At 58.5% G+C, this 25,165-nt stretch carries 26 protein-coding genes; 15 read left to right on the forward strand and 11 right to left on the reverse strand.

Features of this window, described 5'->3' with window-relative positions:
• The first annotated feature begins 116 nt into the window (after positions 1-116).
• Positions 117-1,283, forward strand: a complete 1,167-nt coding sequence (locus OXR04_RS04030) for a methionine aminotransferase (RefSeq protein WP_267369302.1) — start codon at positions 117-119, stop codon at positions 1,281-1,283.
• Between the two features lie 57 nt (positions 1,284-1,340).
• The gene (locus OXR04_RS04035; protein ID WP_267369303.1) at positions 1,341-2,117 is read left to right on the forward strand and encodes a transporter substrate-binding domain-containing protein; all 777 of its coding nucleotides are present in this window, start codon (positions 1,341-1,343) and stop codon (positions 2,115-2,117) included.
• Positions 2,118-2,153: 36 nt separating this feature from the next.
• On the opposite strand, the gene pepT is transcribed toward OXR04_RS04035, so the two are convergent.
• Positions 2,154-3,380, reverse strand: a complete 1,227-nt coding sequence (gene pepT, locus OXR04_RS04040; protein ID WP_267369304.1) for a peptidase T — start codon at positions 3,378-3,380, stop codon at positions 2,154-2,156.
• A 127-nt stretch (positions 3,381-3,507) separates the two neighbouring features.
• Here pepT and OXR04_RS04045 point away from each other — a divergent pair, with 127 nt between their 5' ends.
• The gene (locus OXR04_RS04045) at positions 3,508-5,103 is read left to right on the forward strand and encodes an ABC transporter substrate-binding protein (RefSeq protein ID WP_009090108.1); all 1,596 of its coding nucleotides are present in this window, start codon (positions 3,508-3,510) and stop codon (positions 5,101-5,103) included.
• A gap of 46 nt (positions 5,104-5,149) precedes the next feature.
• Here OXR04_RS04045 and aldA read toward each other — a convergent pair whose 3' ends face one another.
• On the reverse strand, positions 5,150-6,586 hold the full coding sequence (gene aldA / locus OXR04_RS04050; RefSeq protein WP_265139247.1) for an aldehyde dehydrogenase: 1,437 nt from the start codon (positions 6,584-6,586) through the stop codon (positions 5,150-5,152).
• 198 nt (positions 6,587-6,784) lie between these two features.
• Here aldA and OXR04_RS04055 point away from each other — a divergent pair, with 198 nt between their 5' ends.
• Positions 6,785-7,051 (forward strand): DksA/TraR family C4-type zinc finger protein, encoded by a 267-nt coding sequence (locus tag OXR04_RS04055; RefSeq protein ID WP_009090111.1) that lies wholly within the window; start codon positions 6,785-6,787, stop codon positions 7,049-7,051.
• Between the two features lie 63 nt (positions 7,052-7,114).
• Here OXR04_RS04055 and OXR04_RS04060 read toward each other — a convergent pair whose 3' ends face one another.
• Both OXR04_RS04060 and OXR04_RS04065 read right to left on the reverse strand, forming a co-directional pair.
• A complete protein-coding gene (locus OXR04_RS04060) occupies positions 7,115-7,213 on the reverse strand; it encodes a YoaK family small membrane protein (RefSeq protein ID WP_008925225.1) in 99 nt (32 codons plus the stop codon).
• Between the two features lie 41 nt (positions 7,214-7,254).
• A complete protein-coding gene (locus OXR04_RS04065; RefSeq protein ID WP_058957917.1) occupies positions 7,255-7,578 on the reverse strand; it encodes a hypothetical protein in 324 nt (107 codons plus the stop codon).
• 359 nt (positions 7,579-7,937) lie between these two features.
• On the opposite strand from OXR04_RS04065, the gene rhaT reads away from it, so the two are divergent.
• On the forward strand, positions 7,938-8,972 hold the full coding sequence (gene rhaT, locus OXR04_RS04070) for an L-rhamnose/proton symporter RhaT (RefSeq protein ID WP_009090114.1): 1,035 nt from the start codon (positions 7,938-7,940) through the stop codon (positions 8,970-8,972).
• 273 nt (positions 8,973-9,245) lie between these two features.
• Here rhaT and rhaR read toward each other — a convergent pair whose 3' ends face one another.
• Both rhaR and rhaS read right to left on the reverse strand, forming a co-directional pair.
• Entirely contained in the window at positions 9,246-10,112 is an 867-nt protein-coding gene (gene rhaR / locus OXR04_RS04075) for an HTH-type transcriptional activator RhaR (protein ID WP_267369305.1), read from the reverse strand.
• 11 nt (positions 10,113-10,123) lie between these two features.
• A complete protein-coding gene (gene rhaS / locus OXR04_RS04080) occupies positions 10,124-10,945 on the reverse strand; it encodes an HTH-type transcriptional activator RhaS (RefSeq protein WP_265139250.1) in 822 nt (273 codons plus the stop codon).
• A 291-nt stretch (positions 10,946-11,236) separates the two neighbouring features.
• On the opposite strand from rhaS, the gene rhaB reads away from it, so the two are divergent.
• From rhaB to rhaM, 4 genes are read left to right on the forward strand one after another with little or no spacing between them, the layout of a single operon-like run.
• Entirely contained in the window at positions 11,237-12,709 is a 1,473-nt protein-coding gene (gene rhaB / locus OXR04_RS04085) for a rhamnulokinase (protein ID WP_267369306.1), read from the forward strand.
• Complete coding sequence (locus OXR04_RS04090) at positions 12,702-13,958, forward strand: L-rhamnose isomerase (protein ID WP_267369307.1); 1,257 nt, start codon at positions 12,702-12,704, stop codon at positions 13,956-13,958. The genes rhaB and OXR04_RS04090 overlap by 8 nt, the downstream gene beginning before the upstream one ends.
• Positions 13,959-13,969: 11 nt before the next feature.
• Complete coding sequence (rhaD, locus tag OXR04_RS04095) at positions 13,970-14,812, forward strand: rhamnulose-1-phosphate aldolase (RefSeq protein WP_267369308.1); 843 nt, start codon at positions 13,970-13,972, stop codon at positions 14,810-14,812.
• Positions 14,802-15,116 (forward strand): L-rhamnose mutarotase, encoded by a 315-nt coding sequence (gene rhaM, locus OXR04_RS04100; RefSeq protein ID WP_058957921.1) that lies wholly within the window; start codon positions 14,802-14,804, stop codon positions 15,114-15,116. Before rhaD ends, rhaM begins: the two co-directional genes overlap by 11 nt.
• 33 nt (positions 15,117-15,149) lie before the next feature.
• Here the strand turns inward: rhaM and OXR04_RS04105 are convergent, their stop codons facing one another.
• On the reverse strand, positions 15,150-15,800 hold the full coding sequence (locus OXR04_RS04105) for a TetR/AcrR family transcriptional regulator (RefSeq protein WP_009090124.1): 651 nt from the start codon (positions 15,798-15,800) through the stop codon (positions 15,150-15,152).
• A gap of 309 nt (positions 15,801-16,109) precedes the next feature.
• On the opposite strand from OXR04_RS04105, the gene OXR04_RS04110 reads away from it, so the two are divergent.
• Together OXR04_RS04110 and OXR04_RS04115 are read left to right on the forward strand one after the other, a co-directional pair.
• Positions 16,110-16,367, forward strand: coding sequence for a DUF1471 domain-containing protein (locus OXR04_RS04110; RefSeq protein WP_009090125.1), 258 nt, complete (start codon positions 16,110-16,112; stop codon positions 16,365-16,367).
• Positions 16,368-16,403: 36 nt separating this feature from the next.
• Positions 16,404-16,661, forward strand: a complete 258-nt coding sequence (locus OXR04_RS04115; protein ID WP_046101861.1) for a DUF1471 domain-containing protein — start codon at positions 16,404-16,406, stop codon at positions 16,659-16,661.
• 61 nt (positions 16,662-16,722) lie between these two features.
• Here the strand turns inward: OXR04_RS04115 and OXR04_RS04120 are convergent, their stop codons facing one another.
• The 4 genes from OXR04_RS04120 to OXR04_RS04135 all read right to left on the reverse strand — a co-directional run bounded on the left by OXR04_RS04120 (position 16,723) and on the right by OXR04_RS04135 (position 20,425).
• A complete protein-coding gene (locus tag OXR04_RS04120) occupies positions 16,723-17,907 on the reverse strand; it encodes a sugar transporter (protein ID WP_009090127.1) in 1,185 nt (394 codons plus the stop codon).
• Positions 17,908-18,080: 173 nt separating this feature from the next.
• On the reverse strand, positions 18,081-18,620 hold the full coding sequence (cybB, locus tag OXR04_RS04125) for a cytochrome b561 (RefSeq protein ID WP_267369309.1): 540 nt from the start codon (positions 18,618-18,620) through the stop codon (positions 18,081-18,083).
• A 111-nt stretch (positions 18,621-18,731) separates the two neighbouring features.
• Positions 18,732-18,992: a hypothetical protein gene (locus OXR04_RS04130; RefSeq protein ID WP_009090129.1), complete on the reverse strand. Its 261-nt coding sequence runs from the start codon at positions 18,990-18,992 to the stop codon at positions 18,732-18,734.
• A 179-nt stretch (positions 18,993-19,171) separates the two neighbouring features.
• Positions 19,172-20,425, reverse strand: coding sequence for an MFS transporter (locus OXR04_RS04135; RefSeq protein ID WP_267369310.1), 1,254 nt, complete (start codon positions 20,423-20,425; stop codon positions 19,172-19,174).
• A gap of 97 nt (positions 20,426-20,522) precedes the next feature.
• Between OXR04_RS04135 and OXR04_RS04140 the strand changes: the two genes are divergently transcribed.
• From OXR04_RS04140 to OXR04_RS04155, 4 genes are all read left to right on the forward strand, one after another.
• Positions 20,523-21,428, forward strand: a complete 906-nt coding sequence (locus tag OXR04_RS04140) for a LysR family transcriptional regulator (RefSeq protein ID WP_267369311.1) — start codon at positions 20,523-20,525, stop codon at positions 21,426-21,428.
• A gap of 118 nt (positions 21,429-21,546) precedes the next feature.
• A complete protein-coding gene (locus tag OXR04_RS04145) occupies positions 21,547-22,764 on the forward strand; it encodes an ROK family protein (protein ID WP_009090132.1) in 1,218 nt (405 codons plus the stop codon).
• A gap of 113 nt (positions 22,765-22,877) precedes the next feature.
• Complete coding sequence (gene bioD, locus OXR04_RS04150; protein ID WP_058957925.1) at positions 22,878-23,576, forward strand: dethiobiotin synthase; 699 nt, start codon at positions 22,878-22,880, stop codon at positions 23,574-23,576.
• 180 nt (positions 23,577-23,756) lie between these two features.
• The gene (locus OXR04_RS04155; RefSeq protein ID WP_009090135.1) at positions 23,757-25,133 is read left to right on the forward strand and encodes a nucleobase:cation symporter-2 family protein; all 1,377 of its coding nucleotides are present in this window, start codon (positions 23,757-23,759) and stop codon (positions 25,131-25,133) included.
• Positions 25,134-25,165 lie beyond the last annotated feature (32 nt).

Genomic DNA, 25,165 nt, shown 5'->3' on the forward strand with positions numbered 1-25,165 from the left:
CAGCTATGCATTTTTGTCATGGCTATTATGACGACATTTCGCTTGCCGACTCAAGCCGCAGCCCGTTGAATAGTTTTTTACCGGATCAGACCGGCTATGTTTCTGATGGAGAGAGTATGTCCCTGACAACGCCTGTTGCTGTTCACTCAAAACTGCCGGATGTCGGCACCACTATTTTTAGCGTGATTGGCCAGCTGTCAGCGCAGCATCAGGCGATTAACCTGTCGCAGGGCGCACCTGGTTTTCCCTGTGACCCGGCGCTGGTCGCCTCCGTCAGCCGCGCGATGGAGGAGGGGCACAATCAGTATGCTCCCATGATGGGGCTGCCCGCCCTGCGTGATGCGCTCGCCACGAAAGTCGAGGCGCTTTATGGCGCGAAATACGATCCCGCCAGCGAAGTGCTGATCACCGGCAGCGCCAGTCAGGGGATCTATATGGCGATCACCGCGCTGGTGCATCAGGGGGATGAGGTGATCTTCTTTGAGCCAGCCTTCGACAGCTATGCGCCAGTCGTCCGGTTGCAGGGCGGAAAGCCGGTCGGGCTGAAGCTGGCGGTGCCTTCCTTTGCAATCGACTGGGAGGCGTTACGGGCTGCGATTACGCCGCGCACCCGCATGATCATCATCAATACGCCACACAACCCCAGCGCACAGGTGCTGACGTCTGAGGATCTGAACCAGCTGGCAGCCTTAATCCGCAACACAGACATCGTGGTGCTCTCGGATGAGGTTTACGAGCACATTCTGTTTGATGGCCGCCCGCACTGCGGGATGGCGACGCATCCGGAGCTGGCTGCGCGCAGCGTCATCGTCTCCTCGTTTGGCAAGACCTTTCACGTGACCGGCTGGCGGGTGGGCTACTGTCTGGCCCCGGCGGCGCTGATGAGCGAACTGGTTAAAGTGCATCAGTTCATGATGTACGCCGCCGATACGCCGATGCAGGTGGGCTTCGCACACTATCTGCAGACACCGGATCATTATCTGTCGCTCAGCGCATTCTATCAGCAGAAACGCGACCGGCTGATTGCGCTGATGCAGGATTCGCCCTTCAGGCTGCTGCCGAGCGCCGGTTCGTTCTTTATGCTCGCCAGCTACGGACATTTCAGTGACGAACCCGACAGTGAAATGGTAAAACGTCTTATCGTCGATCACGGCGTGGCGACCATTCCGCTGTCGGCGTTTTATATGGATGGCACAGACAACAAACTGATTCGTCTCTCTTTTGCAAAGGACGAGGCGACGCTGGAAGCTGGCGCAGCAGCGCTGAGTGCGTTTTCCTGCTGAATCACGCGACAGCGTGAAGCTGGGGAAACGGGTAAATAATACTTTTCGGGGCTAATAATGAAGAAACTGAACGCGCTTTTCCTCGCTCTGGGCATGATGACATCGCTACAGGCACTGGCACAGGATTTACGTTACGGCGTGGAGTCACAATATCCCCCGTTTGAAAGCCGCAACGCGAAGGGTGAACTCGAAGGCTTTGATATTGAGCTGGGCAATGCAATCTGTCAGGCGGGCAAATTTACCTGCCACTGGGTCGAGAGCAGCTTTGATGCGCTGATCCCGGCGCTGCAGGCGAAGAAGTTCGACGCGATTAACTCGGCGATGAACATTACTGAAGCGCGCGCCAGAAGCATCGCCTTTACCCAGCCCATCTACCGTATTCCGACGATGTTAGTGGCGAAGATCGGCGAGAATCTGGCCCCGACCGCTGACGGTCTGAAAGGCAAAAATATCGGGGTTCTGCAGGGGTCCATTCAGGAAACTTACGCGAAGAAGCACTGGGAGCCGCAGGGCGTGACGGTGACCTCTTATCAGGATCAGAACCAGGTTTACAACGACATGGTCGCGGGGCGTCTTGACGGCACGCTGGTGATGTCTGCTGCCGGTCAGTCCGGCTTTCTCGATAAGCCACAGGGCAAAGGTTTCGGCTTTGTCGGCAAACCGGTCGAGGATGACGCGATTCTAGGCTCCGGCATCGGCTACGGACTGCGTAAGGATGACACCCAGCTGAAACAGTCGCTGGATGCGGCAATTGCCAAAGTGCAGAGCGATGGCACCATTAAAAAGCTGGCGGAAAAATATTTCCCTGGCATTGATGTCAGCGCGAAACCCTGACCTTAATCGGGCGCGAAATGCGCCCGACTTTGCGGTTTACTCTGCCGCCAGATGGCAGAGTTTCTCCGCGACCTGATAAGACTTCACAAACGAAGAGATGGGCAGAAACTCAAAGCGCGAATGGAAATTATGCGCGCCGGTAAAGAAGTTCGGCGTCAGCAAGCCTTTGGCTGAGAGGGCCGCGCCGTCCGTTCCTCCGCGCATCGGGATCACTTTGGGTTCAATCTCCAGCGCGGCAAAAGCCGTGAAGATCAGATCGATCGCCCGCCGATCCTCACCCAGCGCATTGCTGATGTTGCTGTAGATATCACTGATGGTGATGCTGACCTCACCGGTTGGGTAACGCGCCGCAATATCCCTGGCTGCCGCTTCTAACTGCTCTTTGCGTGCCGCAAAGCGGGTCAGGTCAAAATCGCGGATGGAGGCTTTCAGGGTCGCCCGGCTGGCGTTAGCCTGAATCTCGTTAAACCAGATATAGCCTTCACGTCCTTCGGTATGCTCCGGGGTCTGCTGGCGGTCAAACAGGCTGATATAGTCGTGCGCCATCAGCAGGGGATTTACCAGCACCCCTTTGCCCGACATCGGATGCGCCGGCACGCCGGTAAACACGATTTCTGCGGCGGCGCCATTGAAGTTCTCATAGACCACTTCGCCCAGTTCACAGCAGTCGATGGTCCAGGCAAAGTCCACGTTAAAGCGCGTTTCCAGATCCAGCGCTTTCGCCCCGCGCAGGCCGATCTCCTCATCCGGCACAAAGGCCACCACGATATCGCCATGGTCGCCGCTGAGGTTTGCCATCAGCGTCATCACCACAGCCACGGCGGCTTTGTTGTCTGCGCCCAGCACGCTGGTGCCGTCGCTGAAAATCACCGGCTCACCGATGTAGGGCGCGATCTCCGGATGTTCATCGCGGCGCAGCCAGATATCCTGCTGTGCGTTGAGACAGAGATCTTCGTCCTGCCAGATGAGGATCTGCGGATGGATATCGGGCGAGAGACCGACATCAACGGTGTCGATATGGGTAATAAAGCCGATGCGTGGCGCGTCAGGGCGGTTGCCGCGCTTCACGGCGGTCACGGTGGCATGTTCATCCACCACCACCTGATCCAGTCCCAGCGCACGCAGCTCCTCCGCCAGCAGGGCAGCCATGGCGTGCTGGCTCGGTGTGCTGGGCAGGGTGGTGGATTTGGCATCGCTCTGGCTGCTGACGGCGAGGTAACGGAAAAAACGTTCGGTGAGCTGCGACTCAGGTTTGTCTGTCATCACTATTCCTTATTAGTCAGCTACAGGCAGGGTTCGCTATGGTGCCGAATCGTGCTATCAATGAAGCATCTGAATGATTCATTTAGATATTGTGCCCACCAGAAGTCAATACAAAGCGAGGATGATAATGAAAACAAAGATAGCCACCTTAGCGCTGATGACGGCAGGCGTCGCGCTGGCTGGCAGCGTGAACGCCAGAACCCTGGTTTACTGCTCTGAAGGTTCGCCAGAAAACTTCAATCCTCAGCTCTACACCTCCGGGACCAGTGTGGATGCCAGCGCCGTGCCGGTGTTCAACCGGCTGGTGGACTTCACCCCCGGCACCACCGAGCTGGTGCCCAGTCTGGCTGAACGCTGGGAGATCAGCCCTGACGGCAAGGTTTATACCTTCCATCTGCGGCAGAACGTAAAGTTTCAGAGTAATAAGGCGTTTAAACCCAGCCGCGACTTTAACGCCGATGATGTAATTTTCTCGTTTATGCGCCAGATGGACCCGAAAAACCCCTACCACAACGTCTCTGGCGGCACCTACTCGAACTTTGAAAGTCTGGAACTCTCTACCCTGATCAAAAGCATCGACCGGGTGGATGATCACACCGTCCGCTTTACGCTCTCACATCCTGAAGCGCCGTTTCTGGCCGATCTCGCCTGGTATTTCGCCTCGATCCACTCAGCCGAATATGCCGATGCCATGCTGAAGGCGGGGACGCCGGAGAAGGTGGATATGAATCCGATTGGTACCGGCCCGTTTGAGCTGGTGCAGTATCAGAAGGATTCACGCATTCTCTACAAGGCGTTTCCGGACTACTGGCAGGGCAAGGCGAAGATTGATCGGCTGGTGTTCAGCATTACGCCGGATGCTTCCGTGCGCTATGCCAAACTGGAGAAGAACGAGTGTCAGGTAATGCCGTTCCCTAATCCCGCCGATCTGGAGAAGATGCGCGCTAACCCCGACATCACCCTGGAACAGAAGGCGGGACTGAACACCGGTTTCCTGGCGTTTAACACCACTAAAGCTCCCACCGACAATGTCAAAGTGCGCCAGGCGCTGGCGATGGCCATTAACAAACCGGCCATCATTGAGGCGATTTTCAAAGGCACCGGCACGGTCGCAAAAAATATCCTGCCGCCGGGCGTCTGGAGCGCCGACAAAGATCTGAAAGATTACGACTACGATCCAGAGCAGGCCAAAGTCCTGTTGCAGCAGGCGGGGGTCAAACCGGGCACGGAGATCGCGCTCTGGGCGATGCCGGTGCAGCGCCCCTATAACCCTAACGCGCGCCGCATGGCGGAGATGATTCAGGCGGACTGGGCCAAAGTCGGCATCAAAGCCAGCATCGTCAGCTACGAGTGGGGCGAATACCTGAAACGGGTACGCAGCGGCGAGCATCAGGCAGCACTCATGGGCTGGACCACTGCGACCGGCGATCCGGATAACTTCTTTGGCCCGCTTTACAGCTGCACGTCGGCACAGGGCGGGTCTAACTCGTCGAAATGGTGCTATCAGCCATTTGAAAAGTTAATTACCGAAGCGCGTGCCGAACCGGATCAGGGCAAACGCACCGCACTCTATCTGCAGGCGCAGCAGATGATGCATGATCAGATGCCCGCGGTGATGATTGCGCACTCGACGATCTTCGAGCCCGTGCGCAAATCGGTCAGCGGCTATCAGGTCGATCCCTTTGGCAAACACATCTTCTATCCGGTCGACATCAGTCAGTGAGTCGCGAACAGAAAGATTAAGCGGGCCGCCTGTGCGGCCCGTTTTGTTAATGGCCCTGCAGATAGGCGACATGGGTCTGCAGATAGGCCTCCAGACCATGTTTACCATCGGCACCGCCAATGCCCGATTTGCGCCATCCGGCATGAAAGCCCTGCATGGCCTCAAAATTTTCACGGTTAACATAGGTTTCGCCAAACTTCAGCTTACGCAGGGCGTAGAGCGTGGTGTTGAGATCCTGCGTATAGAGGGAAGAGGTCAGCCCATACTGGCAGTCGTTTGCCAGGGCTATCGCCTCATCCAGCGTTTTGAAGCTCATCACCGGCAGCACAGGCCCGAATATCTCCTCCTGCATAATCGGCATCTCCTGACGAACCCCGGTCAGCAGCGTGGGCTGGAAGAAAAAGCCTTTCTCGCCGGCGCGCCGGCCGCCCAGCACCACGCTGGCACCTGCGGCGACCGCCTCAGCCACCTTCTGCTCAACGCGATCGCGTGCCGCAGCGCTGATCAGCGGCCCCATATCAACATCGCTCTGTTCGGCGGGGTCACCCAGGGTCACCTGCTGAAAAGCCGCCGTGAGCGCGTTGATAAAGCGGTCATAAATCGCCTCCTGCACATAGAGCCGTTCAACGCAGTTACAGACCTGGCCGCTGTTTATCATTCGCGAAGCGACGATGGCGCGCACGGCCAGCTCCAGGTCAGCATCCGCCATGACAATCGCCGGGGCCTTACCGCCCAGCTCCAGGGAGACGCTGGTGACGTTCTGTGCTGCGGCCTGCATGGTGGCGATGCCTGCACCGACGCTACCCGTCAGGCTGACCAGCCCGACTTTCGGGTTTGCCGCCAGCTCCTGGCCCACGTCCTGCCCGAAACCATAGACGATATTGATCACCCCAGCGGGCAGGCCTGTCTGCTGCAGAATATCGGCGAAGATCGCCGCATTGTTTGGCGTCAGCTCACTGGGTTTAATGACGATGGTGTTGCCGGTGATCAGGGCAGGTGCGGCTTTACGGGCGATCAGGAAGAACGGAAAATTCCACGGCAGTATCCCGGTTGTCACCCCAATCGCCTTTCTGAACAGGAAGATATGCTCACCGGGTCGATCGCTGTTGATGATTTCGCCTTCATAACGCCGCGCCCACTCCGCCATGTAATCGAGATAGTCGGCGGTAAACAGCACTTCGGTCTTCGCCAGTCCCTGCGTTTTTCCGCCTTCGGCCACAATCGTGGCCGTCAGCTCCGGTTCGCGCTCACGGATGGCCGAGGCGATTTTATGCAGCCAGAGACCACGCTCTACCGCAGGCAGCGCCTCCCAGTCCGGCTGAGCGGCTTCTGCCGCGTGGATGGCAAGACGGGCGTCCTCACGACTTCCCTGCGGGATGCGTGACAGCAACGCCTCGGTGGCCGGGTTGATCACCTCAATCCACTGGTCACCCTGCGAACCGACAAACTGGCCATTAATGTAATGTTGATGATGTGTTGTCATTTACTTAACTCTCCGCTATCGACACGTTGCAGTAATGTGATGGCAGGGTGAAGCAGATGCGGGCGGGTGACCTTATGCTGAGTGCCAGTTGCGGCGTCTGGCTGGCAGCCAGTGACAGATAGTGCGCTGCTCTGCGGCAAAAACGTCAATATGTTGTAGATTTATAGAAGCAATGTAATGAAAAAAAGGGGGTGTATCATGGCTAACGGATGGGCGTCAGAAGGCGCAGTACAGGAGCAGATTGACAGCACCGTCAATGATGGCATCGAGCGGGTGAGGCAGTCGCTGGGTCATGGCGAAAGCGCGACCGAATGTGAACTCTGTGGCGAGCCGATTCCTGAAGCCCGCCGCCAGGCGCTGAAAGGGGTACGCTACTGCGTAGCCTGTCAGGAAAAAATCGATAAACAGCAGCAGACCAGCAGTTTATATAACCGTCGGGGCAGTAAAGACAGTCAGCTGCGCTAGCCTTGACCCGCAGTCGGCCACGCCGGGCGACGGGCAGCGCGCGTCACGCTGCTGCCTTAGCCGTTACGAGCCTGGCATGGCCAGACCGCTGCCGATAAACCACGCCAGAAAGCCGACGCCTGCCACAATGATGGCGATCGGAAACAGGATGCCAATTCTCATACTCTACCTGCTGCAAACAGCACTATGGGGGCGCAATCTTATCATGAGATCTGCAGCACTGCGCGATGGGTTTTCAGCAGCGTAAAGAGCTGAAACTGCGTGGCCTCCGTCTCCTCCCTTAACACCTCTCCCTTCTTATACAGAATATGCTCGATATGCCCCAGCTGACGCCAGACCACAATCGCGGAGGCGATCAGCGCGCAGTGCTGCTCCGCCTGTATACATTCGATGGTGGCGTAGTGGGCTTCATCCATGCCATTCACAAACACCTTTAGCGCCTCAGCAGGCACTATCGCGCGGATATCATCCAGCATCACCCGGCTGACTGCCTGCGAAAGAAACAGTGTTAACCACTTAGTCGTCATCCTGAACCCTGAACCGATCAATTTTCCCCAGTGTATACGACCTTGCAGGTGGGAATGAAAGGCTTCTTTGCGCCTCTGCCACGCGGGTAGCGTGCATGGCAGTGACGCGTGAATTGTGCTGCGCCACACAGCAAAAAGGGGAAAAACAGTGAATTATAAGGCACTTACCTGTTCAGGCAGCCCGGCCTCTGACAACTGCAGAATTGTGATCCCTGACAGCAGCATCGGGTCAATATTGCCACTCCGCGCGGGCTTCCGGCATTCATCCAAAGGCTGAGGAATCGATGCAAACCGTAGACTGCCTGCTGAGCGGAAGCTGAGCGCTTTCCGACAGACCTCAACCAAACCGGGGAATAACAATGAACAGTGCCATTATTGCGGGGATTTTCTGGCATTTTGTCGGCGCTGCCAGCGCCGCGTGTTTCTACGCGCCGTTTAAGCAGGTAAAACGATGGTCCTGGGAAACCATGTGGTCGGTGGGGGGCCTGATCTCCTGGCTGATCCTGCCGTGGGCGGTCAGTGCCATTCTGCTGCCCGACTTCCGGGCTTATTACAGCAGCTTCACGCTGTCGCAGCTGACACCCGTGTTTCTCTTCGGCGCGATGTGGGGCATCGGTAATATCAACTACGGACTGACCATGCGCTATCTCGGCATGTCGATGGGCATCGGCATCGCGATTGGTATTACGCTGGTGGTCGGCACGCTGATGACGCCGCTGCTGCAGGGGCGCTTTGGCGAGTTATTTGCCTCTGCGGGGGGGCGGCTGACCTTACTGGGCGTGCTGGTGGCCCTGGCTGGCGTCGGGATTGTGTCGCGTGCCGGATTGCTGAAGGAGCGGGCGCTGGGGATCAACGCCGAAGAGTTTAATCTCAGAAAGGGTTTGCTGCTGGCGGTGATGTGCGGCATCTTCTCGGCGGGGATGTCCTTTGCGATGGATGCCGCGAAGCCGATGCATCAGGCCGCCGCGAATCTGGGGATCGACCCGCTCTATGTGGCGTTACCCAGCTATGTGATCATCATGGGCGGTGGGGCGCTGGTGAACCTGGGCTTCTGCTTCTGGCGGCTGGCTACCCGACCCGATCTGTCAGTTCGCAGGGACTTTTCCGTCGCCAGGCCGCTGCTTATTGCTAATACCGCGTTCGCCGTGCTTGGCGGCACCATGTGGTATCTGCAGTTTTTCTTTTACGCCTGGGGCCACGCCCGAATCCCGCCGCAGTATGACTATGTCAGCTGGATGCTGCACATGAGCCTGTATGTGCTGTGCGGGGGACTGGTAGGCCTGCTGTTGAAAGAGTGGAAGTCAGCGGGACGCCGCCCGGTCAGTGTGTTATCGATTGGCTGCGTGGTCATTATCATCGCGGCAAACATCGTTGGGCTGGGTATGGCAGCGTAAGCCGCAGGCTTCCTGCGGCGCGGAGGAGAACGGGCCTGTCTGACAGGCCCAATCACCAGGTTTCCATCTGAACGGGCGGATCAGGCCGCGACGCACAAATTCAGGGTACAGGGAACAGGGTCAGAGGAGGAAAGCGTCCCGCGCCAGGGACGGCGCGGGCCGAGCGGCCATGGATGGCTTAAGCGACTTTCCGATCTGACCCTGTTCCCTGTACTGGCTCCCCCTCACAGCGATACGGAACAGATCTTTACGAGCCCGCTCTGCAGAGCCGTGTTATTCCGGTTCGGCGCTTTTCAGCGCTGGCCCGGAGGGGAGAAATCGCTGACGCCAGGCACTGGGTGTCAGGCCGGTTTCACGGGTGAAAACCACGGAAAAATAGTTACTGTCATCAAAGCCGCAGCGGGCCGCCACTTCGCTGATCAGGCACGCCTGCGTTCGCAGCAGATATTTTGCCTGACAGAGCTGTAACTGACGCAGGTAATGGCCGATGGTCATCCCGGTCTGCTGACGGAAAAGCTGTTTCAGCGCCCGTTCGCTCAGCTGGTTTTGCTGGCAGAACGCTGCCAGATCAAACGGCCGGGAAATCGTCCCCTGCAACGCTGACATCAGCAGATCGAGCTGTTCCCCCTCCGGCAGAACCCAGGGGCGATCGGCGGCGTAGCCGTGGCGCCGCAGAATCAGCACCAGCTGCAGAAACAGGGCTTCAGAGAGCTGAACCGACAGGGGATCGCTCTTGCGACTTTCACGCTCCAGCTGGCTGATCACACCGCGCGCCAGCCCCATACCGCGCGTAGTCAGACGCCAGCAGCCAGGGGCGTCGGGGCCCTGTGGCGGCAACAGGCTATCCCAGTCAAGCGCCAGACCAAAGCGATCGCGGCAGTAGAGGATGTTATCCAGCACCAGGTCGTTAACGCTGTCGTAACTATGGCAGTCGCTGTCGCGGATAAAAAAGAGGTCGCCGCAGGTGATGAGCCAGGGGCGATCGTTGAGGACGTGCAGGCCATTACCGCGCCAGACGATGACGATTTCGCTGAACTCGTGTCGGTGCGGCGGAAAAGAGGGTTGTGGCATCCTTTCAGCAACCGCCACCGGTAAACTGGGGGCGGGAAAATAGTCATCACGACTGAGTATCAACGCCATAGTCGGCTCCTTTACCTCATCTGCTGGCGCTCCGCTCGCGGGGCGCAGCCAAATTCGCGCCTGAACAGGGTAGAGAAATGGTTGCTGTCTCCAAATCCACACTGGAAGGCGATGTCGGTAATGCGCAGATCGCTGTGACGCAGCAGGTGACGCGCCTGTAACAGGCGCAGACGGTTCAGATAACGCTGCGGCGTACTGCCGGTCTGCTGCTTCATCTGTCGGTGCAGCGTTCGCAGCGACAGAGAGAAACGGTCGGCCAGTTCATCCCAGACAATCTCATCACTGTAATGATCCGCCAGCCAGTCCAGCAGGCGATGCAGACGCGCCTCCTGATCCTGACGACCGCCATCACGACAGGCTTCACGTAACAGCACCAGCAGCTGTAAAAAGAGCTGCTCCTGCCGCGCCTGCCTGTCCAGTGACCAGGCCTCGTGCTGCTGCATCTGCGCTGCCACACTCAGGGCCTGCGCCATCACCTTCTGATTGATGCGCCAGTGAGAAGGATAATCCCCATCCCGTTCGCACGGCAGCAGCGCCTGCAATCCGGAGAGAAAACGGAACGCGCCGGGGCTGCGATAGAGCACGTTGGTCAGGCAGAGGTTATCCGTCTGTTCATAAAGATGACGATCGTGATCGCGGACAAAGCAGACACAGCCGGCGCAGAGCGCTTGTGGCTGACCATTGAACACATGAATCCCGGCGCCGTGCTCAACCAGAACGATTTCATGAAAATCATGATGATGCTCCGGAAAGGGGGCCTGGGGGATGCGGGGTTCAATCGCAATCGCGTAATTGCCGTCAGGAAAAAAATCCGCACTGTGCAACAGAGTCATGATCGTCCCTCACTGATTAACAAAACTGCAACGCAGTCTAATCAGGACACCGTTACCTTACCTTGAATTTTCAGCACGTCTCAGCAGGAATCCTGCTGATTTTTCAAGAAATCCCCTGCAGTTAACAGATTTGCGGCAGGGGTCACATCGTGCTTACTGCTGCCTCTGTGATCTCTCTCACGACATTCTTTGCAGGTCTGCCAGGGCACCCCGGCCGCTGGCACTGCCGGGAAGGTGTTCAGTCGACCCGATTTTTACTCTGTGACCACTTAATCACAGGGAAAAGCCATCATGACCAGGCGAAATATCATTGCTATCGATCTCGGCGCATCCAGCGGCCGGGTCATGCTCGCCCGCTGGGATGACGCGCAGCGCCAGCTGGATCTGCGTGAAATCCGCCGTTTTGAAAACCGGCGTCTGCGTCGTGCCGGTTATGACTGCTGGGATCTGGCGATGCTGGAGCAGGCGATCCGTGCCGGGCTGGAGCAGGCTGTTGAGGAGGGGATCGTGCCGGACAGTATCGGCATCGACACCTGGGGCGTGGATATGGTGCTGCTGGATGCGCAGGGTGAGCCGGTGGGTGAAGCGGTCAGCTATCGTGATGCACGCACCCACGGCCTGATGGCGCAGGCGCAGCAGGAGCTGGGCCACAGCGCCATCTATGCAAAAACCGGCATTCAGTTTCTGCCTTTCAATACGCTCTATCAGATGCGCGCCCTGCATCAGCAGCAGCCTGACTGGCAGGCGCGTGTGGCACATGCGCTGATGATCCCGGATTACCTGCACTTCCGCCTGACCGGCAACCTCAACTGGGAGTACACCAACGCCACCACCACCCAGATGCTCAATATTCACAGCGGCGAGTGGGATCGCGATTTAATCGGCTGGGCGGGGATTGAGGCAGGCTGGTTCGGTCAGCCGCAGGCGCCGGGCAACACAGTGGGACACTGGCGGAGTCAGCGGGGCGAGGCGGTGCCGGTCATTGCGGTGGCCACCCACGACACCGCCAGCGCGGTGCTGGCTACGCCGCTGCTGCAGGAGGATGCCGCCTATCTCAGCTCCGGCACCTGGTCGCTGATGGGCTTTGAAAGCCTGCAACCCTATGCGAGCGAGGCGGCACTGCGCGCCAATATTACCAACGAAGGCGGCGCAGAAGGCTATCGCGTCCTGAAAAACATCATGGGTTTATGGCTGCTGCAGCGTCTCTGTGCTGAACGGCAGATTGACGACCTCTGTGCGCTGATCGCTGAGACCGCCCGTCAGCCCGCCTGTCTTTCGCTGATTAACCCCAACGATCCGCGCTTTATCAATCCTGACAACATGGTCAGCGAGATTCAGAAAGCCTGCGCAGAGCAGGGCATGCCCGTGCCGCAATCCGCCGCTGCGCTGGCCCGCTGCATTTTTGACAGCCTGGCACTGCTCTACCGTCAGGTCATCAGCGAACTCGCCGCGCTGCGCGGGAAGCCCTTCACCCGGCTGCATGTGGTCGGCGGTGGCAGCCAGAATCATTTTCTGAATCAGCTCTGTGCGGATGCCTGTGAGATTCCGGTGCTGGCCGGGCCGGTAGAGGCCTCCACGCTGGGTAACGTCGGCTGCCAGCTGATTGCCCTCGGCGAACTGACGGATGTCGCCGATTTCCGCAACTGCGTGATGAACACCTTTCCCCTCGAAACATTCGAACCACACATTTCAGACGTCTTCGCGGCCAGTCAGGCCCGCTTCGCGACGCTGAGTCAACCCGCAGAGGAACCCGCTTATGACTAAGCAGACAGAACAGGCCTTTGAACTGGCTAAACAACGCTATGCCGATATTGGGGTTGATGCTGAAGAGGCTATTCGCCAGCTCGACACAATCCCGGTTTCCATGCACTGCTGGCAGGGCGACGATGTGCGGGGATTTGAAAACCCGCAGGCCGCCCTCACCGGCGGCATTCAGGCGACCGGCAACTATCCGGGACGTGCACGCAACGCCAGCGAACTGCGCGGTGATATCGATAAGGCGATGTCGCTGATCCCCGGCCTCAAGCGTCTGAATCTGCACGCACTTTATCTGGAGAGCGACAGGCCGGTTGAACGGGACGCTATTGAGCCGGCGCATTTCGCGCGCTGGGTCGAATGGGCCAGAGAGCGGGGCGTGGGGCTCGATTTTAACCCCAGCTGCTTCTCACATCCGCTCAGTGCTGACGGGTTTACGCTGTCGCACAGCGATCAAACCGTGCGCCAATTCTGGATCGACCACTGCAAAGCCAGTCGCCGCATCTCCGCCCATTTTGGTGAGCAGCTGGGCACGCCCTCAGTGATGAACATCTGGGTACCGGACGGCATGAAGGATATCACCGTCGATCGGCTGGCGCCGCGTCAGCGTCTGATGAGCGCCCTGGATGAGGTCATTGCGGAAAAACTCAACCCGCAGCATCACATCGATGCGGTAGAGAGCAAGCTGTTCGGTATCGGCGCAGAGAGCTACACCGTGGGATCAAATGAGTTTTATCTCGGCTACGCCGCCAGCCGTCAGACGGCACTGACCCTGGATGCGGGTCATTTCCATCCTACCGAGGTGATCTCCGACAAGATCTCCGCCGCCATGCTCTATGTGCCGCGCCTGCTGCTGCACGTCAGCCGTCCGGTGCGCTGGGACAGCGATCATGTGGTGCTGCTGGATGATGAAACGCAGGCCATTGCCAGTGAGATCGTCCGTCACCGGCTGTTAGACAAAGTGCATATCGGCCTCGATTTCTTTGACGCGTCGATCAACCGGATTGCGGCCTGGGTTATCGGCACCCGCAACACCCAGAAGGCGCTGCTGCGCGCCCTGCTGGAGCCGACCGATCGTCTGCGTCAGGCTGAGAATAGCGGAGATTACACCGCGCGGCTGGTCTGGCTGGAAGAGCAGAAATCACTGCCGTGGCAGGCGGTGTGGGAAGCCTGGTGCCTGCGTCATGACGTTCCGGCTGACGCCAGCTGGTTAAGTGATGTGCGCCATTATGAACAGCAGATTTTGAGCCAACGTTAAGGGATTTCATTATGCAAAGCATTCTTGCTTCAGAGTTTGTAAAGGGAATGGTTAAGGCAACCAGCGACATGTGGCTGAAGGGATGGGATGAACGCAATGGTGGCAACGTCAGCCTGCGGCTGAGTGAGGAGGAGGTGAGTCCCTACAGGGCTGATTTCTGCCAGGAGCCTCGCTGTTTCGAGCTGAGTCAGCCCGCCCCGGCGCTGGCAAACGACTGGTTTCTGGTGACCGGGTCGGGAAAATTTATGCGCAACGTTCAGCTGGACCCCGCGGACTGCCTGGCGCTGCTGCAGGTCGACAGCCAGGGGCTCTCCTGCAAAATTCACTGGGGCCTGGTCAATGGCGGGCTGCCGACCTCCGAGCTGGCGTCACATTTTCAGTCGCATGCGGTGCGCAAGGCAGTCAGCGGCGGCAGAGATCGGGTGATTATGCACTGTCATGCCACCCACTTTATGGCCCTGAGTTATGTGGTTGAGATGGATTCGGCGCGCTTTACCCGCCTGCTGTGGGAGGGGAGCACCGAGTGTCTGGTGGTCTTCCCGGATGGCGTGGGCGTGTTGCCCTGGATGGTGCCCGGCACCGATGAGATCGGCGCCGCGACGGCGGCGGAGATGCAGTCGCACACGCTGGTGATGTGGCCGTTCCACGGCGTCTTTGGCACCGGCCCGACGCTCGATGAGACGTTTGGGCTGATTGACACCGCCGAGAAATCATCCGAAGTGATGGTTAAGGTGCTGTCGATGGGCGGGATACGTCAGAGCATCACCACAGAACAGCTGGTCGCGCTGGGTAAACGTTTTGGTGTCACGCCCTGGCAACCGGCACTGGATGCGGGGCCTGCCCATGTTGCGTAAAGCCTTTGTGATGCAGGTCAATCCGGATTGCCATGCGGAGTATGAGCGTCGTCACTCACCCATCTGGCCCGAACTGGCTGAAACGCTGAAAGCACATGGTGCCCGTAATTATGCCATCTGGCTGGATGAGGAGCGGCATCTGCTCTTTGCCAGCGTGGAGATTGAATCGGAAGCGCGCTGGAACGCGGTGGCGCAAACGGCGGTCTGTCAGCGCTGGTGGGCCTCCATGAAGGATCTGATGCCCTCTCATGCGGACAACAGTCCCGTCAGTCAGCCGCTCCGGCCGGTCTTCTTTCTCAGCTGAACGTGCAACAGGGCGGGAATCCCGCCCTGAATCTTACCGCTGAGCCTGACACAATCCTGTCAGGGTAGGCCACATCGCCATCAGCGTATCAATAATACTCTCCAGGTCTGCGCGCTCCGCACCTTCCCGCGCCCGCACTGACATGCCCTGAAGCAGACAGCTCAGATAGCGCGACAGCGCAGCAATGTCCACTGACTCTCCCAGTTCACCACGCTGCTGACGCGAGCAGAGGAAATCCTTTAAAACCTGCTCCTGTGACTGATGCTGCTCTTGCAGCATGGCCGCAATATCCGCGGAAGCCGCCGACAGGGCGCTTGAGGTGCAGATAAAGAAGCAGCCGCCGGGCGAATCGCGTTCGGTAAAGCAGGCCGCGGTAGCGCGGAAATAGGCCTCAACCGCCTCAGAGACCGCCAGCTTGTCATCGCCCAGGGCCGCATCACGCCAGGCGCTGAATTTCTCAACATAGCGCTCCATTGCGGCGCGGAACAATCCCTCTTTATTGACGAACTCCGCATAGAGCGTCGGCGCTTTAGCACCGGTTGCGGCCACCAGATCGGCGAGCGAGGTGCCTTCGTACCCGTGGGTCCAGAACAGGGTCAGTGCCTTATCGAGCGCGGCTTCACGATCGAACACTTTGGGACGGCCACGGCATTTCCGGGTATCGCAATCCTGAACCTGACTCATACATCCTCTCTGACTGGGGAACACTCTATTAAATTACCGATCATTATAAAAATGTGCAAGGGCGGAGAGGCAGGCCGTCCTCCGGGGTTGCCATTTTGTGCGCCAGCCCGGTTTTATCGCCCCTATGGTTAAGTCAGAAAAGGGGCTGAAGCCCATAATCACGCCACTTCGCGATTAAAATAACGCTCATTAAATAAATATTGACGGACAGCCTAATCGGGGTCTATCATTTATTTAACGGTCGTTAATTAAATAGCGACAACCGATTTCAGACCCACTGAACACGATCACTGAAAAAGAGAGAAGATTATGAAAACCATCAAAACTACCCTGGCTGTTCTGGCACTCACCACACTGACTTTTGGCGCGTCTGCCGCTGACCTGGTTACCAGCGAACCGGCTAATCAGCAGCCTGTCGGCACCATCTCTGTGCTGGGCGGCACCAACCTGAGTTCAGTCGAAGCGCAGCTCAACGCCAAAGCGGATGAAGCCGGTGCGAAATCGTTCCGCATCACCTCAACCAGCGGTCAGAACAAACTGCACGGCACGGCGGTGATTTATCAGTAACCGGGCATCCGGCAGAAAATGAAGAAGGGGTTCGTTATGAAACGTATCAGCATGATAGTGGCGGCGGCCCTGCTCAGTGGCCTCTCGTTCACCAGCGTGGCGGCGCAGCAGGTGAGCAGCACGCCACTGGATCAGCAACGCGTGGGCGTCATCAGCGCGACGGGCAGCAGCAATCTGACCTCGCTTGAGCAGCAACTGTCAGAAAAGGCCAGCGATGCGGGTGCAAAGTCTTTCCGCATCACTTCGACCTCTGGCAGCAACAACCTGCATGGCACCGCCATTCTCTATAAATAAGAGAAACAGGCTTCAGATAACCTGCTTATCTGAAGCCTTTTTTATCCTCTCCGCGCCGGTCTTAGCCATTACTGCGAAGCTGAGGATAACGGCGGAAAATATAGACACACCACAGTAACGCCACCAGACCGATCATCCCCCCGACGTTGCCGACTTCCGACATATTCAGATAGAGACTGACCTGGCTTCCCAGCAGCGCGCCTGCGCCTATGCCGATATTGTAGATGCCGGACATGAGTGACATTGCCACATCCGTTGCATCCGGCGCCAGAGACAGCACCCGCACCTGCATACCCAGTCCAATCATCATCATCGCCATGCCCCAGACGATACACAGGATAGCGATCGCCGTCGGACGAACCGCAGCAAAGATCAGCAGTCCCATGCAGAGGGTGATCAGCGCAATCGCGGCAATCAGCAGCGCGGAAGGGAATTTATTGCCCAGGGTGCTGAACAGTACGCTGCCCAGAATACCCGCAGAGCCAAACAGCAGCAGCAGCAGGGTGGTAAAATTGCCGCTGGATTGCGCCACGCTCTGCATAAAGGGTTCGATGTAGCTGTAGGCGGTGTAGTGCGCGGTCACCACAATGGTTACCAGCAGATACATGCTGACCAGCGCCGGACGACGAAACAGCATCGGCACGCTGCTCAGCGAGCCGGTGTGTTCACTGGGCAGACGCGGCAGTATCCGTACCAGCATGATCATCAGCACCAGTGCCGACAGGCCAATCGCGCCGAAGGTGGTTCGCCAGCCAAGATACTGACCCACCACGCGGCCAATCGGCACCCCCAGCACCATGGCCAGTGCGGTTCCGGTCGCCAGCATACTCAGCGCCTGCGTTTTCTTTCCGGCCGGGGCCACGCGAATAGCCAGTGAAGCCGTGATCGACCAGAACACCGCGTGAGAGAGGGCGATGCCGACGCGTGAAACCATCAGCGACCGAAAGTCCCAGGCGAAGGTCGACAGGACGTGACTGACGATAAAGATCGTAAACAGCACTCCCAGCAGCAGTCGCCGCTCCACGTTGCGCGTCAGCAGCATCAGCGGCAGTGACAGCAGCGCGACCACCCAGGCGTAGATCGTCAGCATGATCCCGACATCCGCCGTCTGCATGGAAAAGTCAGCCGCGATGTCCGAAAGGAGACCCACCGGTACAAATTCGGTGGTATTAAATACAAAAGCCGCGATGGCCAGCAAGACCACGCGTAGCCAGGCAGTTTTACGTGAAACAGTTGTTGGTTGCATGAGGTGTCAAATCTGTCAGTACAGCGAATTCGGATGTGGCAGACATCCAGCGAAAGTGACCTGCGTCACAAATTACAGACCATTGTAGTGAATAAAGCGGGAAGCGAAACCTGATAACCGGCTTTTAAGGCGGAAATTTTTTTATCGCCCCGTTCAGGGGCGACGGGATGAGATTACTGACCGCGGCGAGGCGGCATCATGCGCAGCAGGGTATTGTCTTTAAGCAGATAGTGATGAAACAGCGCCGCCGCCGCATGCAGCCCGATCAGCCAGTATCCCAGCGGTGCCAGGGTTTCATGCCAGTCGATCAGCATATCCGCTAGGTCAAAATTGGGCTCCGATGCAACCGGCATACTGATGCCAAACAGCCACCACTCCCGCCCCTTGAGATAGCGCGACGACAGGCCGAGGATCGGCAGGGTGATAAACAGGGCATAGATCAGGGTATGCGTCAGATGAGCCACCCCGGTCTGCCAGCGCGGCGCGGCTGGCGTAATGGGCGGCGTGCGATGACGGGTACGCAGAAACAGGCGGGCGATCATCAGCACCAGAACGGTCGCACCTGCGCTGAAGTGGGTGATGATCATGGCGTACCCCTGCCAGGAGCCGCGCTGCACAAAGCCGCGCAGCTCAATGGTGGCGTAGGCTGTTACGACCAGGAAAAAGGTCAGCCAGTGAAGGGCGATCTGAGAACGCGCAAACTTATCCCGCATCGTGCTTTCCATCAAAAAGAGTCAGGAAGAGTAACATAACGGAAAACGGCGCTGATGCTTAACAAATTAGCGCAGCGGTAAGTAAATTTCACGCCGACACCCTCCGACAGCTTAGCGTGACCCCGGGGTATGTTTCTGAGCGACGCTGAGCGGCGTCTCCGGCAGGTGGCTGGCATTAATCGGGCAGCAGTTCTCACAGCCGATAGCCCCCACGTAATATTTTTTTGCCTGAAGAATGGCGGCATTGACGTGATAAAAACTGCCCAGAAACAGTCGGTTTTCCATGTCGGGAAGATGCGGGCAGCCAGCGGCATGCACCACATGATTATCGTTATATCCCGATTGTTTATTGACGTAGTAGTAGAGAGCCACAGACGTTCCTTGTTGCCGTGTTAAGAGGCAAAGCAGATGAAATGATTCAATAAAACCGATTATAGCGGGAATTGTGGGGTTTTTTCGCGGGGGATTTTCAGCGAAGAGGATGAGCGACAGTCAGCGTGTTGTGCTGCCAGGCCCGGTGAGGCCATCCGGGCCTGGCAGAGAGAGGGAAATCAGAGCTTTTTGCGGTGCAGATGCCAGGCCACCAGCAACGCCAGCAGCAGCAGGGTGCTGATAAACAGCGTGATGCCGTGCCAGCCAAAGTTATGCCAGAACAGACCGCCCAGCGTCCCGGCGACGCTGGAACCCACGTAGTAGCTGAACAGGTAAAGCGATGAGGCCTGGCCGCGCGCCCGGCGTGCGCGCGGGCCAATCCAGCCACTGGCAACCGCATGGGCGGCAAAGAAACCGGCGGTGAACAGCATCATCCCCGGCAGGATAAGCCAGAGCGAGTTGAACGCCGTGATCAGCAGTCCCAGCAGCATAATGGCGGTCGCACCCAGCATCACCGGTCCCCGTCCCAGCCGGCTGGTCAGCGCACCCGCTTTCGGCGAACTCCACGAGCCGGTGAGATAGACCACCGACAACAACCCGACCACGGCCTGACTCAGATGCCAGGGGGCATCCAGCAGCCGGTAGCCGATGTAGTTAAACAGCGTGACAAAGGCACCCATCAGCAGGAACCCTTCGGCAAACAGCCAGGGCAGGCCAGGATCGCGCCAGTGCAGCCGGAAGTTAATCAGCAGGTTGCGCGGACGCAGCGTGATGGGACGAAAATGACGTGACGCGGGAAGGATCTTCCAGAACATCAGCGCCGAAGCCAGCGAAAACAGGCCAATTACCGCCACGGCGATCCGCCATGAGAAGAGGTCGGTCAGCACACCGCTCAGCAGACGCCCGCTCATGCCGCCGATAGAGTTTCCGCTGATATACAGCCCCATAGAGAAAGCGACGACCCGCGCATCCATCTCCTCGCTGAGGTAGGTCATGCCCACCGCCGCCACCCCGCTGAGCGACAGCCCCATCAGCGCCCGCATGATCAGAATGCCGTGCCAGCTGCTCATGGTGGCTGAGATCAGCGTGCAGATGGCGGCCAGCATCAGGGCTGTTACCATCACCGATTTGCGGCCGATAGCATCCGAAAGCGGCCCGGTCACCAGCAGGCCCAGCGCCATCAGGCCGGTTGAGATAGAGAGTGACAGGCTGCTGGTTGCCGGTGAGATGCCAAACTGATGCGAGAGCACCGGCAGGATCGGCTGGACACAATAGAGCAGGGCAAAGGTCGCCAGACCGGCGGAGAAGAGCGCCAGCGTCACGCGCATAAACTGCCGCGAACCCCGACGGATATAACCTGACGCAGCCACCGGTTCTGAAGGCAAACAACCCGTCTCGTCATTTACCGCGGCGGCCTCTGTTGAGTGACTCACACACTTTCCTTTAAGAGTAAAAAAACCTGTCGTCAGCTTAGGCAGGCATCATTATGATGTCTAATATATTAATAATCTTAAATGAGACGTTTCAGATATGAATATTGAGTTGCGTCACCTGCGCTATTTTATTGCGGTGGCCGAGGAGCTCCATTTCGGGCGCGCGGCCCGGCGGCTGAACATCTCCCAGCCGCCACTCAGTCAGCAGATACTGCAAATGGAGGCAGAAACCGGCGCCCGACTCTTTAACCGGACCAACCGCAGCGTTCAGCTGACCGCTGCCGGACAGCAATTGCTGAACGATGCCCGCGCCATCCTGCTGCAGGTTGAGCAGGCGGCCGACCGGGCAGCCCGGTTGCACCGGGGAGAAGAGGGCGGGCTGCGAATCGGTTTCACCTCCTCGGCGCCTTTTACCGCGGTGGTCTCCGACGCGCTGTTTCGCTTTCGCCAGCGCTGGCCGCAGGTGCATATTCAGATGCAGGAAATTAATACCCGCCAGCAGCTGGCCCCGCTGCATGAGGGGCGGCTCGATCTTGGCGTAATGCGCAACACGCCGCTGCCCGCCGATCTCGCGCATCAGCTGCTGATGAGCGAGCCGCTGTGTGCGGTGGTGCACAAAGCGCATCCGCTGGCCGATGCCGGCGCGATCTCCGTTACCGCGCTGGCCGCCGAACCCTTCGTCTTCTTTGATGCCCAAGGCGGAACTGCGCTCTACAGCGATATCCTGGCGCTGCTGCATCGCTATCAGATCCAGCCCTATATCACGCAGGAAGTGGGGGAAGCGATGACCATTCTGGGGCTGGTGGCAACCGGTCTTGGCGTCTCCATCCTGCCCGCCTCCTTCCGCCGGGCGCAGCTGGCCGATCTGGTCTGGCTGCCGCTGACGGAAGAGGATGCCATTTCAGAGCTGTGGCTGGTCTGGTCAGCCAGCCGCGAAATCACCGCACCGATGGCGAATATGATGGCGCTACTGCGGGAAAACCGGCCCGGAAGCACGCTTTGACAGAGGCCAATATGTGCGATAAATCACATTTCTAATCAAATATTTGACGCTGTTGCCTGATCTGCCTCACCATGGCGCATGTTTATTTAGAAGCGCGAAAATAACCGGGAGGAGGGTTGTGAATCCGGACAGTCAACCTGGCCATATTGACCAGATCAAGCAGACCAATGCAGGTGTCGTATATCAGCTGATTGACCGTTATGGTCCCATTTCGCGTATCGAACTTTCCCGCCGTGCCCAGCTTGCGCCAGCCAGCATCACAAAAATTGTGCGTGAAATGCTGGACGCGCATCTGGTGCAGGAGACGGAGTTTCAGGAACCCGGCAGTCGTGGCCGTCCGGCCATCGGGCTGATTCTGGACACGGAGGCCTGGCACTATCTGGCCATTCGTCTGCATCGCGGTGCCATGACCTTTACGCTGCGCGATCTCAGCAGTCAGGCGCTGGCCGAAGAGAGCCTGCCGCTGCCTGATGAATCCGCTCAGCCGCTGCTGACCGCCCTGATTGAACAGGTGGATGCCTTCTTTATCCGTCATCAGAAAAAGCTGGAGCGTCTGACGGCCATCGCCATCACGCTGCCGGGGCTGATTAACGCCGCGTCAGGTGTGGTGCATCGGCTGCCGGGCTATCAGGTGCGCGATATGCCGCTGGGCGATGCGCTGGAGGCGCACACGGGATTACCGGTGTTTGTGCAGCACGATATCTCCGCCTGGACGCTGGCGGAGTCGCTGTTCGGCGCTTCGCGCGGCGCGCAGGATGTGATTCAGATCGTAATCGATGAAACGGTCGGAGCCGGGGTGATCAGCGGCGGCCAGCTGCTGCATAAGCGGGGGCGGGCGCTGGTCGAGATCGGCCATACGCAAATCGATCCTTATGGTCAGCAGTGCTACTGTGGCAATCACGGCTGTCTGGAGACGGTCGCCAGTACCGGCAGTCTGCTGGCGCTGGCGGCGCAGCGTCTGGCGGCCCAGCCCGACAGCCTGCTTAATCGTCAGGAGCTGACGCTGTCATCATTATGTGAGGCCGCCCTGTCGGGCGATCGCCTGGCGCGCGACACCATCGCCAGCGTCGGTCATCATGCAGGCCGGATTCTGGCGATGATGGTTAATATTTTTAATCCACAACATATTCTTATCGGTTCTCCGCTGAATGCGGCGGCAGAGGTGCTGTTTCCGGCGGTGAGCAACACAATTCTGCAGCAGTCCCTGCCTGCCTACAGTGCAGGCATTCAGCTGGCCCCCACCGAATTCAGCGAACCGGGCACACTCGGTGCCGCCGCGCTGATCAAAGACGCTCTCTATAACGGACACCTGTTAGTAAAACTGTTGCAAGGTTAAGCGGGCCTGAACTTGCGCTAACGCAATCTGTTCTCATTCTGGATTCCTTAAAATGCCGTTTCGCAGCAGGGCTAATCACCGATTAGCCGCAACGCTTTGAGAGGAGAAGTGGAGTGAACAGACTATTTGTTACCGGCACCGATACAGCTACAGGCAAAACGGTGGTGTCCCGCGCCCTTTTGCAATGTTTTATTCAGAGCAACGTCAGTGCCGTCGGCTATAAGCCTGTCGCGCGCTGCGCGGTCAAAACCGCTGATGGCCTGCGTAACAAAGATGCACAGGTTCTGCAAAGCGCTTCATCCATCGACCTGCCTTATGAGGCGATTAATCCGCTGGTGTTTGAGGAGGAGGAGATCTGCACCCATCCCAGCCAGATAATCGACTATTCCCGGCTGACTCAGGGTCTGACACATCTGACGCAGCAGGCCGATCGGGTGGTGGTGGAGGGCACCGGCGGCTGGCGCAGTCTGATGAACGACGGACGTCCGCTCTCGCGCTGGGTCGCAGAACAGCAGCTGCCGGTTGTGCTGGTGGTGGGTATCCAGTCGGGCTGCATCAGTCATGCGCTGCTGACCGCGGAAGCCATCGCGCACGATGGCCTGCCGCTGGTAGGCTGGGTGGCTAACCGCGTCAATCCGGGGCTGGCGCACTACAGTGACATCATTGAGGTGCTGCGTGAAAAGATTGCGGCACCGCTGCTGGGTGAGCTTCCTTATCTGCCCCGTCCTGAACAGCGCGATCTGACCTCCTGGATCGATATTTCTCTGCTGGAGCAGCCCGATCTGCACGCTGTGAGTGCAAAGATCGCCTGATACTGAAACAAAACAAGTCATCTGAGCGGGTCGTGAGCCTAAAGTTTCATGCTCGCGACCCGTTTTCTGTAACTATTTCCGCTTATATTTGAATGACCTGGATCGTTAACTGCGAATCCCCGACGTGATGGCGCAGAAAATGCATTAACTCCGCTAACCACACAGAGCTGGAGCACCACCATGTCGCACTCGCACGAGAAAGGTTTGTTATATGGGCTTGAAGCCCGCATTGGTCCCGTACCGGCATTCTTTGCCGCACTGCAGCATCTGCTTGCCAGCGTCGTCGGCATTATTACCCCGCCGCTGATTATCGGTTCGGTGCTGGGACTGCAGGCCTATATTCCTTATCTGATCAGCATGTCCCTGTTTGTTTCCGGTCTGGGCACCTTTATGCAGGCCCGGCGCTTTTATGGCGTCGGTGCCGGGATGATCTGTCTGCAGGGCACCAGCTTTGCGTTTCTGGGTGTGATCCTGTCGGGTGGGTTAATGATCAAGGGGCGTGGCGGTTCACCTGAAGAGATTCTGGCGATGCTGTTTGGCTGCAACCTGGTGGCGGCACTGATCCCGGTGCTGATCAGCCGCTGCGTCGGCGCGCTGCGCAAGGTGCTGACGCCGGTCGTCACCGGCAGCGTGATTACGCTGATTGGTATCAGCCTGATCAAAGTGAGCATCACCGACTGGGCGGGTGGCCACAATGCCACGGACTTTGGCGCGCCGGGAAATCTGGCGCTGGGTGCGCTGACGCTGCTGGTGATTGTTGCGCTGAACCGCTCGCGAAACCGCTGGGCGCGGCTGGTTGCCGTGGTCGCGGGTATCGCCATCGGGTGTGTGGCGGCGGCGTTAACCGGCCATCTGCAGCTGAAGGCCGCGCCGGAGAGCAGCTGGCTGGTGCTGCCGGCCTTTTTCCGCTTTGGTTTCGCCTTCGACTGGACTATTTTTCTGCCTATCGCGCTGGTATCTGTCATCGCGGTGATTGAAGCGGTGGGCGATCTGACGGCCAACTGTCTGATTTCACAGCAGCCGATCACCGGTAAGCCTTTCCAGCAGCGGCTGCAGGGCGGTATTGTCGCCGATGGCCTGAGCTGCGTGCTGGCCGCGGTTTTCTCGGCCTTTCCTAACACCACCTTCGCGCAGAATAACGGCGTCATCCAGATGACCGGCGTTGCCAGCCGCTACGTGGGGATGCTGCTGGGCATTATGCTGGCGCTGCTGGGGCTCTTTCCGGCGGTTGGCTCCCTGCTGCAGCAGATCCCACCGCCGGTACTGGGCGGCGCGACCGTAGTGATGTTTGGCAGCGTGGTTGCGGCCGGTATCCGGGTGATGACCCAGACACCGCTTGGTCGCCGCGAGATGCTGATCGTCGCGATCGCCTTCGGCATCGGGCTGGGTGTGGAAGCGGTGCCGGACGTGCTGAAGCAGTTCCCGCCGCTGATCGGCAGCCTGTTTGGTCATGCAGTCACTACCGGTGGCATCCTGGCCATTGTGCTGAATCTGGTGCTGCCGGATGAGGCGCGGACGGTGGAAGAGGTTGAGGCAGAGACGCTGACGGAGGGATGACCGGCTGAGAGGAATCCGCCAGCGGGACGGGT

Origin of the sequence: Pantoea sp. GM_Pan_3 (assembly GCF_026541045.1) — a bacterium.
Classification (GTDB): domain Bacteria; phylum Pseudomonadota; class Gammaproteobacteria; order Enterobacterales; family Enterobacteriaceae; genus Pantoea; species Pantoea anthophila.

Coding starts and splice junctions, on each gene's coding strand:
- OXR04_RS04115 (WP_046101861.1), top strand. CDS start 16,404: ATGAAACGTATCAGCATGATAGTGGCGGCGGCCCTGCTCAGTGGCCTC.
- OXR04_RS04140 (WP_267369311.1), top strand. CDS start 20,523: ATGAATATTGAGTTGCGTCACCTGCGCTATTTTATTGCGGTGGCCGAG.
- rhaD (WP_267369308.1), top strand. CDS start 13,970: ATGCAAAGCATTCTTGCTTCAGAGTTTGTAAAGGGAATGGTTAAGGCA.
- rhaT (WP_009090114.1), top strand. CDS start 7,938: ATGAACAGTGCCATTATTGCGGGGATTTTCTGGCATTTTGTCGGCGCT.
- rhaS (WP_265139250.1), bottom strand. CDS start 10,945: ATGACTCTGTTGCACAGTGCGGATTTTTTTCCTGACGGCAATTACGCG.
- aldA (WP_265139247.1), bottom strand. CDS start 6,586: ATGACAACACATCATCAACATTACATTAATGGCCAGTTTGTCGGTTCG.
- pepT (WP_267369304.1), bottom strand. CDS start 3,380: ATGACAGACAAACCTGAGTCGCAGCTCACCGAACGTTTTTTCCGTTAC.
- OXR04_RS04110 (WP_009090125.1), top strand. CDS start 16,110: ATGAAAACCATCAAAACTACCCTGGCTGTTCTGGCACTCACCACACTG.
- OXR04_RS04030 (WP_267369302.1), top strand. CDS start 117: ATGTCCCTGACAACGCCTGTTGCTGTTCACTCAAAACTGCCGGATGTC.
- OXR04_RS04035 (WP_267369303.1), top strand. CDS start 1,341: ATGAAGAAACTGAACGCGCTTTTCCTCGCTCTGGGCATGATGACATCG.
- cybB (WP_267369309.1), bottom strand. CDS start 18,620: ATGCGGGATAAGTTTGCGCGTTCTCAGATCGCCCTTCACTGGCTGACC.
- rhaM (WP_058957921.1), top strand. CDS start 14,802: ATGTTGCGTAAAGCCTTTGTGATGCAGGTCAATCCGGATTGCCATGCG.
- OXR04_RS04065 (WP_058957917.1), bottom strand. CDS start 7,578: ATGACGACTAAGTGGTTAACACTGTTTCTTTCGCAGGCAGTCAGCCGG.
- OXR04_RS04055 (WP_009090111.1), top strand. CDS start 6,785: ATGGCTAACGGATGGGCGTCAGAAGGCGCAGTACAGGAGCAGATTGAC.
- OXR04_RS04045 (WP_009090108.1), top strand. CDS start 3,508: ATGAAAACAAAGATAGCCACCTTAGCGCTGATGACGGCAGGCGTCGCG.
- OXR04_RS04120 (WP_009090127.1), bottom strand. CDS start 17,907: ATGCAACCAACAACTGTTTCACGTAAAACTGCCTGGCTACGCGTGGTC.
- rhaR (WP_267369305.1), bottom strand. CDS start 10,112: ATGGCGTTGATACTCAGTCGTGATGACTATTTTCCCGCCCCCAGTTTA.
- OXR04_RS04090 (WP_267369307.1), top strand. CDS start 12,702: ATGACTAAGCAGACAGAACAGGCCTTTGAACTGGCTAAACAACGCTAT.
- OXR04_RS04060 (WP_008925225.1), bottom strand. CDS start 7,213: ATGAGAATTGGCATCCTGTTTCCGATCGCCATCATTGTGGCAGGCGTC.
- rhaB (WP_267369306.1), top strand. CDS start 11,237: ATGACCAGGCGAAATATCATTGCTATCGATCTCGGCGCATCCAGCGGC.
- OXR04_RS04105 (WP_009090124.1), bottom strand. CDS start 15,800: ATGAGTCAGGTTCAGGATTGCGATACCCGGAAATGCCGTGGCCGTCCC.
- OXR04_RS04155 (WP_009090135.1), top strand. CDS start 23,757: ATGTCGCACTCGCACGAGAAAGGTTTGTTATATGGGCTTGAAGCCCGC.